We start from the raw sequence: 13,147 nt of genomic DNA on the forward strand, positions 1-13,147 counted from the left end.
ATCAGGCCCTGAACTTCAAAGGAATGGGCGCGACATTCCGGCCTCGGGGGGCGGAAGCCGTGCCAGTCAGAGGAGGAGCCTATGCATCACGTCCGTCCGGCGATCGTCGCCGGCCTCGCCGTCTCGCTGACCTTTACGCCGCTTGCCGGAGCCTTTGCCGCTTCGCCGGCGCCAGTGGAGGCCGAGCACGGCATGGTCGTCACTACCCAGCGCCTGGCCACCCAGGCCGGCGTGGATGTCCTCAAGAAAGGTGGCAACGCCATCGATGCCGCTGTCGCGGTCGGCTACACGCTGGCGGTGGTCTGGCCTGAAGCCGGCAATATCGGTGGCGGGGGCTTCATGACCATCCGCACCAAGGACGGCAAGTCGACCTTCATCGATTTCCGTGAGCGGGCGCCGGCCGCGTCCACCAAGAACATGTATCTCGACGACAAGGGCAATCCGGTGAAGGGGGCCTCGACGGATGGCTATCTCGCCGTCGGCGTGCCCGGCTCGGTGGCCGGCTTCGAATATGCCCGCGAGAAATATGGCTCCCTGCCGCGCAAGGACCTGATGGCATCAGCCATCCGCTATGCCAAGGATGGCTATGTGCTCGGCCAGGGCGACGTTGCCTCCGTCAAGGAGAATGCCGATTGGCTCAAGCGTGATTCGAACGCGGCCAAGATCTTCCTCCAGGCCGATGGCTCGCCCCATGCGGTTGGCGACACCTTCAAGCAACCCGATCTCGCCGCTTCGCTGGCGGCCATTTCCGAGAAGGGCCAGGATGCCTTCTACAAGGGCGCGATCGCCGATGCCATCGTCAAGGCTTCAGGTGCCAAGGGCGGCATCCTGAAGAAAGAGGATTTCGAGCAGTACAAGGTGCGCGAGCTCGAGCCCGTGAAGTGCAATTATCGCGGCTACGACATCATCTCCTCACCCCCGCCGAGTTCCGGCGGCGTGATCATCTGCGAGATCCTCAACGTGCTGGAGGGCTATCCGCTCTCCTATCTCGGCGCCGATTCGGCCAACACCGTACATCTGATGGTCGAGGCGATGCGCTATGCCTATGTCGACCGCAATTCCAGTCTCGGTGACCCCGATTTCGTCAAGAACCCCGTCCCGCATCTGCTGGACAAGAACTACGCCGCCGAGATCCGGGCCAAGATCAATCCCTACAAGGCTGGCGTCTCCAAGGATTTGATGCCCAAGGGCATGGGCGAGTCCAAGGAAACCACGCATTATTCGATCATCGACAATGACGGCAATGCCGTCGCCGTCACCTACACGCTGAACGGTTCCTATGGCGCCGGCGTGGTGGCAGAAGGCACCGGCATCCTGCTCAACAACGAGATGGACGATTTCACCGCCAAGCCCGGTGTGCCCAATCTCTACGGCCTGGTGCAGGGCGAGGCCAATGCCATCGAACCCAAGAAGACGCCGCTCTCCTCGATGAGCCCCACCGTCGTCACCAAGGACGGCAAGCCCTTCATGGTGATCGGCAGCCCCGGCGGCTCGCGCATCATCACCATCACATTGCAGGCCATCCTCAATGTGATCGACCATGGTCTCGACATCCAGGAAGCGGTCGACGCGCCGCGTATCCACCACCAATGGCTGCCCGACCAGATCTATACCGAGCCGCAGGCTCTCTCGCCCGACACTATCAAGCTGCTGGTCGAGATGGGCTACAAGGTGGACGAAGGCGATCCGGCCTGGCCGGTCTGGGGCAAGGCAGCCGGCATCCTGGTCGGCGGCAAGGATCTCGCCACCATCAAGAAAGGTGATGGCGCCCGCTATAACGGCGCCATGGATAGCCGTGTCGAATCAGGGCTGGCGGCCGGATATTGAGGGCACGCCTGTACTTGAAAATACGCGACGTTTGTCATTGCCGGGCTTGACCCGGCAATCCCGGCTAGTTCTTCGGAGAGCCAAGCATCTGTATGCCCGGGTCAAGCCCGGGCATGACAAAGGTCGGCGTTTCCGTCGTTACGATCAGGCCTGCTTTTCGGCCTCGGCGGCCTGTTTCGGGCCGCCGCGGGCGACGCCGACCATGGCCGGGCGCAGCACGCGCGTGCCGATCGAATAGCCGACCTGCACCACCTGGGCCACGGTGCCGTTGGGCACGGAAGGATCGGGCACCTCGAACATGGCCTGGTGGAAATTGGGGTCGAAGCGCTCGCCCTTCGGGTCGAGCTTCTTGACGCCGTGCTTTTCCAGCGAGCGCAGCATTTCCTTTTCGGTGAGCTCGACGCCTTCCATCAAAGCCTTGACGGCCTCGTCGGTCTCGCGTGCCCCGGCGGGTACGCTGGCCAAAGCGCGCTCCATATTGTCAGCCACGCCAAGCATGTCGCCCGCGAACTTCGCGATGGCGTATTGGCGTGCATCGTTGAGCTCGCGCTCGCCGCGGCGGCGGACATTCTCGACCTCGGCCAAGGTGCGCAGCAGGCGATCCTTCAGCTCGGCATTTTCGGCCTGCAGCCTGGCAAGGACCTCGAATGCTTCGTCATTCACGGCGGTCTGGTCGGCGCCGGCCTGTTCGCCACCAACCTGGCCCGTGCTGTCCGCCGTCGGCGCCGCCGGGGCGGCCGACTCGGCCGCAGTGCGGGTCTCGGCTTTGGCTTCGGGTTTGGTCTTGTTGGTCATTTCACCTTTTCCAACTCATGTTCGGCCGGGATATCAGCGTCCTGGCCGATAAAATCAAGGGTTGATGCAGCGGACGGCCTCAAACCGCTCGTTTTGTTTCAGTGCCGGTGCCGCTCGACCAGCGCCAGAGCGGCGGCGAAGGCGCTTTCGACGTCGAGGGCGGTGGTGTCGAGCACATGGGCGTCGGGCGCCGGCTTCAGGGGGGCATCGGCACGTCCGGCGTCACGGGCGTCGCGCTTGCGGATATCGGCGAGGACGGCTTCGAAGGGGGGAGCATCGCCGCGCTTTTCCAGTTCGAGATGGCGGCGCTTCGCCCGGATCTCGGCATCGGCGGTCACGAAGATCTTCACCTCGGCGCCGGGGGCGACGACCGTGCCGATGTCGCGCCCATCGAGTACGGCGCCGCCGCGCTGATGGGCGAAGCGTCGCTGCAGGTCGAGCAGAGCCTTGCGCACTTTGGGATGGGCCGCGACCACGGAGGCCGCTTCGCCCATTTCGCGCCCGCGTAGCCGGCTCTCGTCGAAACTGGCGACGTCGAGCCCGTCCGCGATCTCGGCGGTGGCGTCCGCATCCTCGAGGTCGAGGCCCTCGTCGAGCGCCGCCCGCCCGACGGCGCGATAGAGCAGGCCGGTATCGAGATGAGGCAGGCCGAGATGCGCGGCCAGGCGCTTGGCCAGGGTTCCCTTTCCGGACGCGGCGGGACCATCAATGGCAATGATCATAATGGGGCACCAGATTACACATCAGGGGGAGGAAGGCGGGATTTTCGCCGGCAGGGTTACGACCGCGGGCCGGAGCGTGGGGCGGCCCTGCAGCACGATACGGCGTCCGGTGCCCTCGGGTGATATCGCGACATCGGCCCCGAACGGCCCGAGCAGATGCGCAGCATCGTCAGGCGATCTGAAGCTCGAGACAGCCTCGCTTGTCGCTTGCGGCGCGATGACGGCGGTCTCACCGGGCGCATTGAGGCCGGCCAGCAGCACCGCCGCACTCACCAGGTTCGGGGGCACCGGCGAGGAGGCGCCGCTATCGGGCACGTGCCAGAGGATCGGCACAGGATCGACCGCGCCGCGCAAGGTCAGGGGCAGGCGCACACCCTCGGCGGCGGCGACGATCTCGGCACCCATCCGCGTCAAAGGCGTCAATACAGGCATCATCGGGCAGGTCCGCAGCGTGGCGTCGCCATCAAGGGTAGCCGTGATGCCATGGCTGGCAATGACGCCCATCATCAGCACCGCACCTGCCAGCGACCCCCCGATATCGAGGCTGCCCTCCGGCGAAAGCAGGCCGCCGACGCCGACACCACGGATACACCAGGCCGCATCGCCACCCCGTTCGATTGCGGCGCCGAGCCTGCGACAGGCCTCCGCCATCGCCACGACGTCACGACTACCCACCAGGCCCTCGATGCGTGTCTCACCCACGCTGAGCAGCGCCAGAATCAGGGCGAGCAGGCCGATGCTTTCCTCGCCCTCGGCCTTGTTTCTGTCGGCCGCCCCGGAGGACCGGCGCGCAGGAGGCGAAGCGGTCTGGGAGGGCGATGCGAGCAAGAGGCGGCTCCGGAGCGATGGAAGGGGTCTACGGCAAGGACGAATGCCGATGGCAGGATTCTCACTCCTGCATGGCGCACCCGGCAGGTTCGGTCCGGCCACACGCCCTAGCATGGATGGCCCGAGGGGGCAAAGCCGGCGGTGCCAGGAAATCTTGATTCAAGCCCTTGCCAGATCGCGAAAAAACGCCATCTTTGCGATTCTCATTGACAGGGACGCTTCTAGTCTGTAGCGGCCTCGCACTTCGATTTCCGACATAAGGTATACGCCGTGGCCAGACCCGAACTTGGCACGAAACGCGTCTGTCCGACGACTGGGCGCAAATTCTACGATCTCAACAAGGATCCGATCATCTCGCCCTATACCGGCCAGGTGGTCGTCATCGCCGCAGCGCCGCTGCTGCGTGGTCGTCCCGAGGCGGTTGCGCCGCGAGTCGACCAGACCGAGGAAGACACCGATCTCGATCCCGCAGCGGACGCCGAACTGATCAGCCTCGAGGAGGCCGATGACGAGGCGAGCGCCGCCAAGACGGTCGTCGGCGACGACGATATCGACGTCGAAGACGATCCGGTGGCCGACGATACCTTCCTCGAGGAAGATGAGGACGAGAACGACGATGTCACCGATCTGATCGGCGACGGCATCGAGGATGACGAGGAAAGCTGAGGCTCGCAGCGGGCCTCGCCGGAGACGCGGAGCCAGCATGGAGCCGCGTCTTTTTCCCAATCGGAAGATTTTCCAAATTTTCTTCGCAAGACGTCTTGCATCGGGCCGCGAAACGTGACAAACGAGCGGCCCGTCGGCGGTGACGCCGAGGGACACCGAAGCAGCTCCCAGGCTGCTTTGAAAAGTGGGGTCATAGCTCAGCTGGGAGAGCGCTACAATGGCATTGTAGAGGTCGGCGGTTCGATCCCGCCTGGCTCCACCACTTCTTCCCAAGCTTCAACGATGAGAAGCTTGGTTCCACCAAGCCCGCTGGCACGCAAGCGGGCTTTTTTTATTGCCCGACGCAAGCCGATTCGAAGGATTGCATTGCCTCCAGCCGGGCGAGCGCCTAGAGTTCGATGGCGTTCCGTTCGGTTATCTCGCATGCCGGTGGATCATCGCAGTTCGACTGCAGCTTGCCGAGCCCGCCTGGTCCTGTGTTTCGCAGGCGATAGCCTAGGTGGCCGGGATCGGCGAAGATGACCGAGGCAAGAGATGCCAAGCAAAGGGAGATAAAGCATGCGCTTTTCACTCAAGGCCTTGTTCGCTGTCGTCATGATGCTCGGCGGACTGGCTGTCACCTCGACGCCGTCTTCGGCCCTGCCGGTGGCACCGGTCGAGCGGGCGGCCCCCATGGCGAATGCCCTGGAAGGCTCGGCCCAGGTTCAGCAGGCGCAGTATTACTACTACCGCCGCCACTATCGGCCGCGCTACTACCGGCCCTACCGGTATTATCGCCCCTATCGGCGCTATTATCGGCCGCGCTACTATTACCGGCCCTATTACCACCGCCGCTACTATTACGGCTACTGAGCCCGCTAGGCTTCATAGTCGGGAGGCCCGCTGGCCGGGCCTCCTGGTTGGCTGCCGTGCGTCGGCATCCCCTAGCAGAGCTTTCCGACGAGGCCCGCGGATGGGCCTCGTCGGAAAGCTCCGAAAACAGCCGGTATCTTGCGGATTCCTTTCGATCGTGCCTGTGGTTTGATCGAAAGGAATCCACTTCGGCTGGCATGGAACCATAGGCTGATCCACGCGTTCTCCACCCTGGGACCAGCAAGGGTTCCGTTTCGATGTCAAAGCGCCTTGCGATCCGGAGGACAGTCGCCCATCGCGGGCAATAGCCTTCCAAGGGCGTGTTTGGCGTCAGGCCTGACAGAGGGGTGCAGCATGGATAATCCGCAGGTGGGTTGGATCGGAGCCATCATTATCGGCGGGCTGGCGGGTTGGCTGGCCGAGATGTTCATGAAGAGCAATATGGGCCTCCTCATGAATATCATCCTCGGCATTATCGGCGCAGCTGTCGCCAATTTGGTGCTGGGCATGTTCGGCGTGGTGCTTGGCGGCTGGGTTGGCTACCTCATTGCCGGATTCATCGGCGCCTGTGTGCTGATTGCGCTCGGAAGAATGCTGAAACGATCCGCCTGACAAAACGACGGCCGGCGCTGTGCCGCCACGGGCTTGCCCGATGGGCGGGCGCGGCCCGGCTAGAGAACGCTGCTGGAGAACCTAGCCGGGCCGCGGCAGGGCGAGAGAGGCTCCATGCAGGGCTAGGCTATCCCCGCCTTGCGACAGTTTTGTAACAAAGGTGGGACTTCCCTGCTTCAGGCGTTGGCGGCCTGGGCGATGAAGCGGTCGAGTTCGGCGAAGTCCGCGCTCCCTTCCATCGGCCCTTGCACGGTCACGGTATGGGCGCCTGCGGCATTGGCATAGCGCAGCGCCTCCGTCACGGACTTGCCGAACCGGCGCGCCACCAGAAACGTCGCGCCGAAGCAGTCGCCGGCGCCTGTCGGATCGATCTCGGTCACCGCGAAGCCCGGCATGTCAGTGCGGCTGTCGCAATTGAAATGGCTGGCGCCGCCGGCGCCACGCTTCAGCACGATTTCCTTGATGCCCGCCGCCAGCAGGCCCGCGACCGCCTTGTCCTCGTCGGTCTCGCCGGAGAACAGCGACAATTCCTCGCCGGAGGGCAGGAAGAGATCGGTTGCGGCCAGCACGGTATGGAAAACAGCCTTACTGCCGTCGCGCAACGTCTCGCGCCGGATATTGGGGTCGAAGGAGACGGTACCGCCCCTCGCCTTGAGCCCCGGCAGGGTCTTCAGGATCATCTCGGCGACGGCTGGGACCGGCAGACCCGATCCCATGACGTGGAGATGGCCGGCCTCGGCGAGCACCGCTTCGGCTTCGGGCGTGGCGGCGATACGCCCGGCGGCGCTGTCGCGCATATTGTAGACGAAGGCACGGCCGCCGTCCGGCCGGTAGCGCACGAAGGCGCTGCCGGTTGCCGCTCCCGCATGCACGGCCACGGCGGAGACGTCGACACCATCGCGATCGAGGCGCTGGAGGTTCAGCGTACCGAAATCATCGTCGCCCACGGCCGAGACGATCGCGGCGGGGTGGCCGAGCTTGCCGACCTGATCGATGAAAATCGCCGGCGCGCCGCTCGGGAAGGGGCCGACCAATGGTTGCGGCTCCAGAAAGCCGTTGCCGGTGGTGGTGGCCATGATCTCTACCAGGATTTCGCCAATGGTGACGATCTTGCCTGCAAGCATGGATGATTCCTCGATATCGGAGAAAGGGGAACAGGATCAGCTCTGGAACAGCGTGATCGGTTGTTCGCTGGCATAGATCGCGCTCTCGTCGATGGAGAACATGCGCTGATGCATCAGGAGGGCGCCGCCGAGGGCAGGGCCCTCGACGCCGAGGCCGGAAACCTCGATGCGCGGCATCGGAAAACCCTCGAGCAGTTCGCGCTGCATGGCCTGGGCGACCTCGGCCGCGACATGGCTGAAGACCGGCGCGACAGAGCCGCCGAGAATGATCAGGCCAGGATTGAGCACGCTGGTAACCTGGATCAAACCGGCGGCGAGCCGCTCGCCCCACACCCGCGCGGTCGTGATCGCCGCACTTTCCCCGAGGGTGAGGCCTTGCAGCAGCCTGTCGAGATCGGCCTCGCCGCCCTGGGTGCGGTAGAAGCCGAGGATGGCGTCCTTGCCGATATAGCTTTCCAGATGGCCCGGCTTGGAGCGGCCGGCCTGGATGGTGTCGCCGCCGAGCACGATCTGGCCGAACTCGCCGGCAAAGCCGGCGGAGCCGCGCAGCAGCCTGCCGCCGATGACGATGCCGCCGCCGGCACCGTTCTCTATCAGCAGGAAGGCGACGGTCTCGGAGCGATGCGCAGTGTCGCGGTAGGTCTCGGCGATGGCAAAGGCATTGGCGTCGTTTTCGATCGAGATGACGGGATCGAGGGAGGGGCAGCGCCGCTTCAGCCTGTCGGTGATCATCGTCTTCAGCTTCACGTCGCGCCAGCCGAGCATCAGCCCGTTGATCACCGTGCCATCCGAGGCGAGCAGGGCCGGCAGGGTCACGCACAGGCCACGCAGGCGCTCGGGGCGGTCGAGGCTCTCGACGGCCTCGGCGATCAGCGCCACCATGCGGTCGGTGCCGGCCTCCGGGGTTTCCTGATAGGTCGGGAACGGCAGGGTGAGGCGCAGGATCTCCTGTGCCAGCATGTCGATGATGACGACGGTGAGCCGATCGACGCCGATCTCGGCGCCGAGAAAGCTGGCGCCGGCCGGATCGATCTGTACCCGGATGCCGGGGCGGCCGGTCCTGCCGGCATTCTCGCCGCGCGGCTCGTCGCGGCGCTCGACAGCAAGGCCCTCCGTCATCAGGCCGGTGATGATGTTGCCGGTGGTCGAACGGTTGAGGCCGAGTGCCCGGGCGAGGTCGGCCCGGCTCATGCCCGCGTCGCGGAACAGGGCATTGAGGGCCCTGATTTCATTGAGATGACGGACGGTTTGCGGCGTTGCCAAAATGGGGAGGTCCGCTAAGGCGTTTTGCGACGAGACGGAATCGTCGAGAATCGCAAAGGCGCATCCAAACAGGGAACTGGAGCAAACAGCGTTCAGCCGCGAACGCTGTTTGCTCCAGGATGGGAAAGGGAGACTACAGCGTCTTGCGGTCCGATGGAATCGGCAAACCGCGTAAAGGCGCGTCGAAACAAGGCGTTAGAATATCGTCACCCTGGTCTGTTCCATGAATGGACCGGAATGCAGTTCGCACCCCGGGCGGGCGTGCAAGCGGGCTGTGTTCCAGGTCGCATTCCAAGTCGCGTTCACGGCGTGCGCGCCGTCTCGGCCTTGCGCCGGGCTTCGGCATAGCGATCGTCGATGAAGGCCTTGGCGCGGCGGGCCAGCTCGACATTATCCGTCCAGGTATTGCGCCAGATCGCGCAGATGATCGAGAGATCTTCGTCGACCACCTCGGAGGAAAAGCTCTCGAAGGTCACCCAATCCTGGTAGCCGCTGGCAACGAGGGCGTCGAAAATGGCGGAGAAGTTGATCACGCCCGAGCCGAGATAGCCGCGATTGCTCTCGCCGATGTGGAAATAGCCGAGCTTGTCGCCGGCGAGCCGGATGGCCTGAGCGGGGTCTGCCTCCTCGATGTTCATGTGGAAGGTGTCGAGGTGCAGGAAGATGTTGTCCGAACCGGTATCCTTGATGAAGGCGAGGCCCTGTGCGGTGGTGTTGAGCAGGTTGGTCTCGAAGCGGTTGACGATTTCCAGGTTGAGGCTGACGCCGGCTTGCTTGGCCTTGTCGGCCAGGCGGGACAGCGTGGTCACGCTGTTGTCCCAGCCCTTGCGCGTGGGCAGGCTGCGATATTTGGTGTGCGCCGAGAAGATGATGCCGCCGAGCTTGTGCCCGCCGAGATCGCGCGTGATGGCGACCGCATCCGACAGGATCTCCTCGCCCCGGCGCACCACGGCGGCGTCCTCGCTGGAAATGTCGCCTTCCAGCGGCAGGCCCATGGTGACGGTGACGGCAAGATCATAGTCCCTGAGGCGCTGAGCCAGCCAGGACACATCGAATTTGCGGGGATCGAGGCGGGGAAATTCGATCAGCTTATAGCCGAGGCGATGCGACTTCTCCATCGCGCCTTCGAGATCCTGCTGCGTGGTGCCGCCTGTCCACACGAAGGAATGGATACCGAGTCTGTCCATGGTGATTCCTGCCCTGTTGCGCCGGCTGGAACCCATCCGGGGCAAGCCGGCCTGATCATACTTCTTTTCTGTTATTTTGTTGTGAGTAGCAGCAAACTAAATCTCGTTCAAGCAGGACCGGTCGAGACGAGCGATGATTCTATCCATCGGCGATGATGCCGAGCCCCGGCCGCTCGGCGCGCGCGGCGACGAAACGCAACCCCTCCCGCGCGCGGTGGAGGGCCGGATTGTCGCGTCGGGCGGTATAGAGGGCATAGATCGAGTGTGAGAAGGCTGGCGCCCCTTTCACCAAGTGCAGGCGTCCATCGGCCAGCAAGGGGGTGACGGCGCCGGCCCGGAAATAACCCGAACCGCCGACGGTGAGGATATGGGTCAGCGCCAGGGGGCCGAGCGAGACTGTAACGGGTGCAGCGGCGAGATCGGGAAAGGCGGCGCGGTGGTTGATCGCGAAGGCCGGTCCCCAATCGACCTGGACATAGCTGTCGCGATGCACCTGCACGTCGGGGGAAGTCGTCACCAGAACCAGTTGCTCCTCCACCACCAGTTCGGCGACGACATCCTGATATTGCGGCGGATTGTAGAGCGTGACGAGGTCGAGCGATCCTTCCCTGACGCGCTCGATCAGCCGGGAGGGTGTATCGACTTCGACTCGCAGGGCGACGCGCGGGCATTCGCGATGCATCCAGCTCAGCCAGTCGGCGAGGAGGGGATGCCAGAGGCTGAGTTCGCCGCCCAGGCTGATGCCTTCTTCCCGCCCGGGCGGCAGCGCCACCTCCTGCCGGGCGCGTTCCCAGACCTGCACCAGGGCGGTGGCGGGCCCGACAAAGAGCTCGCCGGCCTGCGTGAGCCGCGCCCCGGCCTTGTTGCGGACGAACAGGCGGCGACCGATCTGCTGTTCGAGGGCCCGAATGCGCGCGCTGACGGCCGTCTGGGTCAGATTGAGACGCTCGGCGGCAGCGGCGAAGCTGCCATTCTGCGCGATTTCCAGAAAGGTCCGTGCCAGCCCGATATCCATGAAAATCAGATTATGGATTTTGCATTGAACTGCAATAACAATGCGTTTGTCTGAGTTCATTGCCAATGCCACAACTCAAGGAGGCCCGATGACGGCGGCGCGAATCCGCCGCTCGGCGGGTCGCCGGTCTGGAGTCGCTGCCGGCCGACGATGCGGTGATATCGAGTGAAATGGCATGACGGACGACAGGTCTCCCGAAACGATTGCGGCAAGCAACGGCATGGCGGCCGACAAGGCCTTCCGCGCGGTGGCTCCGCCGCTTTATCTCGCCAGTTCCTACGCCTTTGGCGGCTTCGAGCAGGCCGGGACCTATGAATATGGGCGTACGCGCAATCCGACGCGCGACCAGCTTGCCGACACGCTGGCGGCGCTGGAAGGCGGGGCCGGTGCGATCGTGGTCGCCAGCGGCATGGCGGCGGTCGACCTGGTGGCCTCGCGCCTCAATCCGGGCGAGACCGTCCTGGCGCCGCATGACTGCTATGGCGGCACGCAGCGGCTCCTCGCCATGCGGGCTGCCAAGGGCCAGTTCAATCTCACCCTGGTCGACCAGACCGATGAGAACGCGCTCGATGCCGCTTTGGCCCGGCGCCCGGCCCTGGTGCTGGTGGAGAGCCCCAGCAATCCCTTGATGCGCGTCGTCGACATCGCCGCCATCGCTGGCAAGGCCCGCAAGGTGGGAACAGCGCTTGCCGTCGACAACACCTTCCTGTCGCCGGCACTGCAGAAACCGATCGCGCTTGGCGCTGATTTCGTCATCCATTCCACCACCAAATATCTGAACGGCCATTCCGACGTGATCGGCGGCGCGGTGGTGGCCGCCAGGGTTGAGGATGTCGCTGAGCTGGCTTCCTGGGCCAACCTCACCGGTGTCACCGGCTCGCCCTTCGACGCCTATCAGACGCTGCGCGGCATCCGCACCTTGTTCCCCCGTATCGAACACCAGCAGCGATCGGCGGGCGCGATCGCTGCTTTCCTGGCCGGCCATGAGGGTGTCGCCGCCGTGCATTATCCCGGCCTGCCCGATCATCCCGGCCACGAAATCGCACGGCGGCAGCAGGCCGGCTTCGGTGCCATGCTCAGCTTCGAGATCGCCGGTGGCCCCGCGGCCGTCAGGCGCTTCGTCGAGGCCGTTAGGGTCTTCACCCTCGCCGAGTCACTGGGTGGGGTCGAAAGCCTGGTTGCCCACCCCGCTACCATGACTCATCTCGGCATGGGCGAGGTCGCGCGGAGGGCGGCGGGAATCAAGGACAGCCTGCTGCGGCTTTCGGTGGGGCTGGAGGGCGAGGCCGATCTGCTGGTCGACCTTGCGCAGGCGTTGGCGGCGGCGGATGATCGCGGCTCTGGCCAGTTGCGGGCCGTCGGCAGATGATTGCCGCCGTTTCGATCAGGGAGCCGATATCATGACAAATGCCGATGGCGACGATTCCGACGAGACCCCCAGGGCTTTCGCCTCACCTGCGTGCTTTGCGCATGAAGCCGAAGATAGTCAGCTCGATGCCGCCGTGCAAATGCAGGCGGAGCGCCGGGCAGAGATCATGGCCTGGCGCAAAGGCGAGCGGGCTCGTCTGATCGCCGAACGGCTGGCCATGTCGGCCGATCTCAGGGCCGAAAAGACCCGGGCGATCGCCGAGCGTCTCGATGGTGTCGTCGGCGATGTCGCCGGGCGGGTGGTGAGCTTCTACTGGCCCCTGCGGGGCGAGCCCAATCTACGCGACTGGGCCGAAGCGCTGGCCGCGCGGGGCGCAGTCACGGCTCTGCCGCTGGTGGTGGAAAGGAACGCGCCGCTGGTGTTCCGGACGTGGCGACAGGGAGAGAAACTGGTCAAGGGCTTCTGGAACATCCCGGTGCCCGAGGGCGGGCGCAAGGTGGTGCCCGACATCTGTCTGGCTCCGGTGGTCGGCCACGACGCGAGAGGCTTCCGGCTCGGCTATGGCGGCGGCTATTTCGACCGCACGCTGGCAGGGCTGTCCTCTAGCGTGGTGGCTGTTGGCGTCGGCTATGCCGAAGCCGCTATCCGCACCATCCATCCCCTCGCCCACGATATTCCGCTCGACGCCATCGTCACGGATGACAGTGTCCGGCGCTATCCCAGCGATTGAGACAAAAGAGACCTCGTCGCTCGTCGAGGTCGAATGCGCTCTATGCCCCAATGATGGTGGCAAGTGCCGCTCCCTCTTTGCCGCTCAATTCTCCTGCAGATCCTGAACCGCCCGAACCAGGGCGTTGTGCAGAGCTGCCCGCGGTGACATGCTGGGC

General features: G+C 64.7%; 13 protein-coding genes and 1 tRNA gene. 7 read left to right on the forward strand and 7 right to left on the reverse strand.

What is annotated here, in order from left to right; genetic code table 11:
- Positions 1-81 precede the first annotated feature (81 nt).
- Positions 82-1,827: a gamma-glutamyltransferase gene (gene ggt, locus ACZYTC_RS20410; protein ID WP_441770911.1), complete on the forward strand. Its 1,746-nt coding sequence runs from the start codon at positions 82-84 to the stop codon at positions 1,825-1,827.
- 144 nt (positions 1,828-1,971) lie between these two features.
- On the opposite strand, the gene grpE is transcribed toward ggt, so the two are convergent.
- The 3 genes from grpE to ACZYTC_RS20425 form a co-directional block, all read right to left on the reverse strand.
- Positions 1,972-2,622, reverse strand: coding sequence for a nucleotide exchange factor GrpE (grpE, locus tag ACZYTC_RS20415; protein ID WP_434958681.1), 651 nt, complete (start codon positions 2,620-2,622; stop codon positions 1,972-1,974).
- A 98-nt stretch (positions 2,623-2,720) separates the two neighbouring features.
- The gene (gene cmk, locus ACZYTC_RS20420) at positions 2,721-3,344 is read right to left on the reverse strand and encodes a (d)CMP kinase (RefSeq protein ID WP_434958680.1); all 624 of its coding nucleotides are present in this window, start codon (positions 3,342-3,344) and stop codon (positions 2,721-2,723) included.
- Between the two features lie 21 nt (positions 3,345-3,365).
- Positions 3,366-4,172: a 3-phosphoshikimate 1-carboxyvinyltransferase gene (locus tag ACZYTC_RS20425; RefSeq protein WP_441770912.1), complete on the reverse strand. Its 807-nt coding sequence runs from the start codon at positions 4,170-4,172 to the stop codon at positions 3,366-3,368.
- Between the two features lie 270 nt (positions 4,173-4,442).
- Between ACZYTC_RS20425 and ACZYTC_RS20430 the strand changes: the two genes are divergently transcribed.
- The 4 genes from ACZYTC_RS20430 (at position 4,443) to ACZYTC_RS20445 (ending at position 6,302) form a co-directional block, all read left to right on the forward strand.
- Positions 4,443-4,838 (forward strand): TIGR02300 family protein, encoded by a 396-nt coding sequence (locus tag ACZYTC_RS20430; RefSeq protein WP_434958678.1) that lies wholly within the window; start codon positions 4,443-4,445, stop codon positions 4,836-4,838.
- Between the two features lie 186 nt (positions 4,839-5,024).
- Positions 5,025-5,100 (forward strand) — tRNA-Ala (locus ACZYTC_RS20435).
- Between the two features lie 296 nt (positions 5,101-5,396).
- Positions 5,397-5,690, forward strand: coding sequence for a hypothetical protein (locus ACZYTC_RS20440; protein WP_434958677.1), 294 nt, complete (start codon positions 5,397-5,399; stop codon positions 5,688-5,690).
- Positions 5,691-6,044: 354 nt separating this feature from the next.
- Entirely contained in the window at positions 6,045-6,302 is a 258-nt protein-coding gene (locus ACZYTC_RS20445; RefSeq protein WP_434958676.1) for a GlsB/YeaQ/YmgE family stress response membrane protein, read from the forward strand.
- A gap of 176 nt (positions 6,303-6,478) precedes the next feature.
- Here the strand turns inward: ACZYTC_RS20445 and ACZYTC_RS20450 are convergent, their stop codons facing one another.
- From ACZYTC_RS20450 to ACZYTC_RS20465, 4 genes are all read right to left on the reverse strand, one after another.
- Positions 6,479-7,426: a tagatose kinase gene (locus tag ACZYTC_RS20450; protein WP_488990410.1), complete on the reverse strand. Its 948-nt coding sequence runs from the start codon at positions 7,424-7,426 to the stop codon at positions 6,479-6,481.
- Between the two features lie 36 nt (positions 7,427-7,462).
- Positions 7,463-8,689, reverse strand: a complete 1,227-nt coding sequence (locus ACZYTC_RS20455) for an ROK family transcriptional regulator (RefSeq protein WP_488990411.1) — start codon at positions 8,687-8,689, stop codon at positions 7,463-7,465.
- Positions 8,690-8,991: 302 nt separating this feature from the next.
- On the reverse strand, positions 8,992-9,876 hold the full coding sequence (locus ACZYTC_RS20460; protein WP_488990412.1) for a sugar phosphate isomerase/epimerase family protein: 885 nt from the start codon (positions 9,874-9,876) through the stop codon (positions 8,992-8,994).
- 139 nt (positions 9,877-10,015) lie between these two features.
- Complete coding sequence (locus ACZYTC_RS20465) at positions 10,016-10,891, reverse strand: LysR family transcriptional regulator (protein ID WP_488990413.1); 876 nt, start codon at positions 10,889-10,891, stop codon at positions 10,016-10,018.
- Between the two features lie 175 nt (positions 10,892-11,066).
- Between ACZYTC_RS20465 and metB the strand changes: the two genes are divergently transcribed.
- Together metB and ACZYTC_RS20475 are read left to right on the forward strand one after the other, a co-directional pair.
- On the forward strand, positions 11,067-12,260 hold the full coding sequence (gene metB, locus ACZYTC_RS20470) for a cystathionine gamma-synthase (protein ID WP_488990414.1): 1,194 nt from the start codon (positions 11,067-11,069) through the stop codon (positions 12,258-12,260).
- A 31-nt stretch (positions 12,261-12,291) separates the two neighbouring features.
- A complete protein-coding gene (locus ACZYTC_RS20475) occupies positions 12,292-12,990 on the forward strand; it encodes a 5-formyltetrahydrofolate cyclo-ligase (protein WP_488990415.1) in 699 nt (232 codons plus the stop codon).
- Positions 12,991-13,147 lie beyond the last annotated feature (157 nt).

It is taken from the genome of Labrys sp. F242 (genome assembly GCF_057813875.1).

Excerpts from the sequence above, each read along its gene's own strand:
- ggt (WP_441770911.1), top strand. The coding sequence starts at position 82 with ATGCATCACGTCCGTCCGGCGATCGTCGCCGGCCTCGCCGTCTCGCTG.
- ACZYTC_RS20440 (WP_434958677.1), top strand. The coding sequence starts at position 5,397 with ATGCGCTTTTCACTCAAGGCCTTGTTCGCTGTCGTCATGATGCTCGGC.
- ACZYTC_RS20460 (WP_488990412.1), bottom strand. The coding sequence starts at position 9,876 with ATGGACAGACTCGGTATCCATTCCTTCGTGTGGACAGGCGGCACCACG.
- metB (WP_488990414.1), top strand. The coding sequence starts at position 11,067 with ATGACGGACGACAGGTCTCCCGAAACGATTGCGGCAAGCAACGGCATG.
- ACZYTC_RS20465 (WP_488990413.1), bottom strand. The coding sequence starts at position 10,891 with ATGGATATCGGGCTGGCACGGACCTTTCTGGAAATCGCGCAGAATGGC.
- grpE (WP_434958681.1), bottom strand. The coding sequence starts at position 2,622 with ATGACCAACAAGACCAAACCCGAAGCCAAAGCCGAGACCCGCACTGCG.
- ACZYTC_RS20450 (WP_488990410.1), bottom strand. The coding sequence starts at position 7,426 with ATGCTTGCAGGCAAGATCGTCACCATTGGCGAAATCCTGGTAGAGATC.
- ACZYTC_RS20475 (WP_488990415.1), top strand. The coding sequence starts at position 12,292 with ATGACAAATGCCGATGGCGACGATTCCGACGAGACCCCCAGGGCTTTC.
- cmk (WP_434958680.1), bottom strand. The coding sequence starts at position 3,344 with ATGATCATTGCCATTGATGGTCCCGCCGCGTCCGGAAAGGGAACCCTG.
- ACZYTC_RS20445 (WP_434958676.1), top strand. The coding sequence starts at position 6,045 with ATGGATAATCCGCAGGTGGGTTGGATCGGAGCCATCATTATCGGCGGG.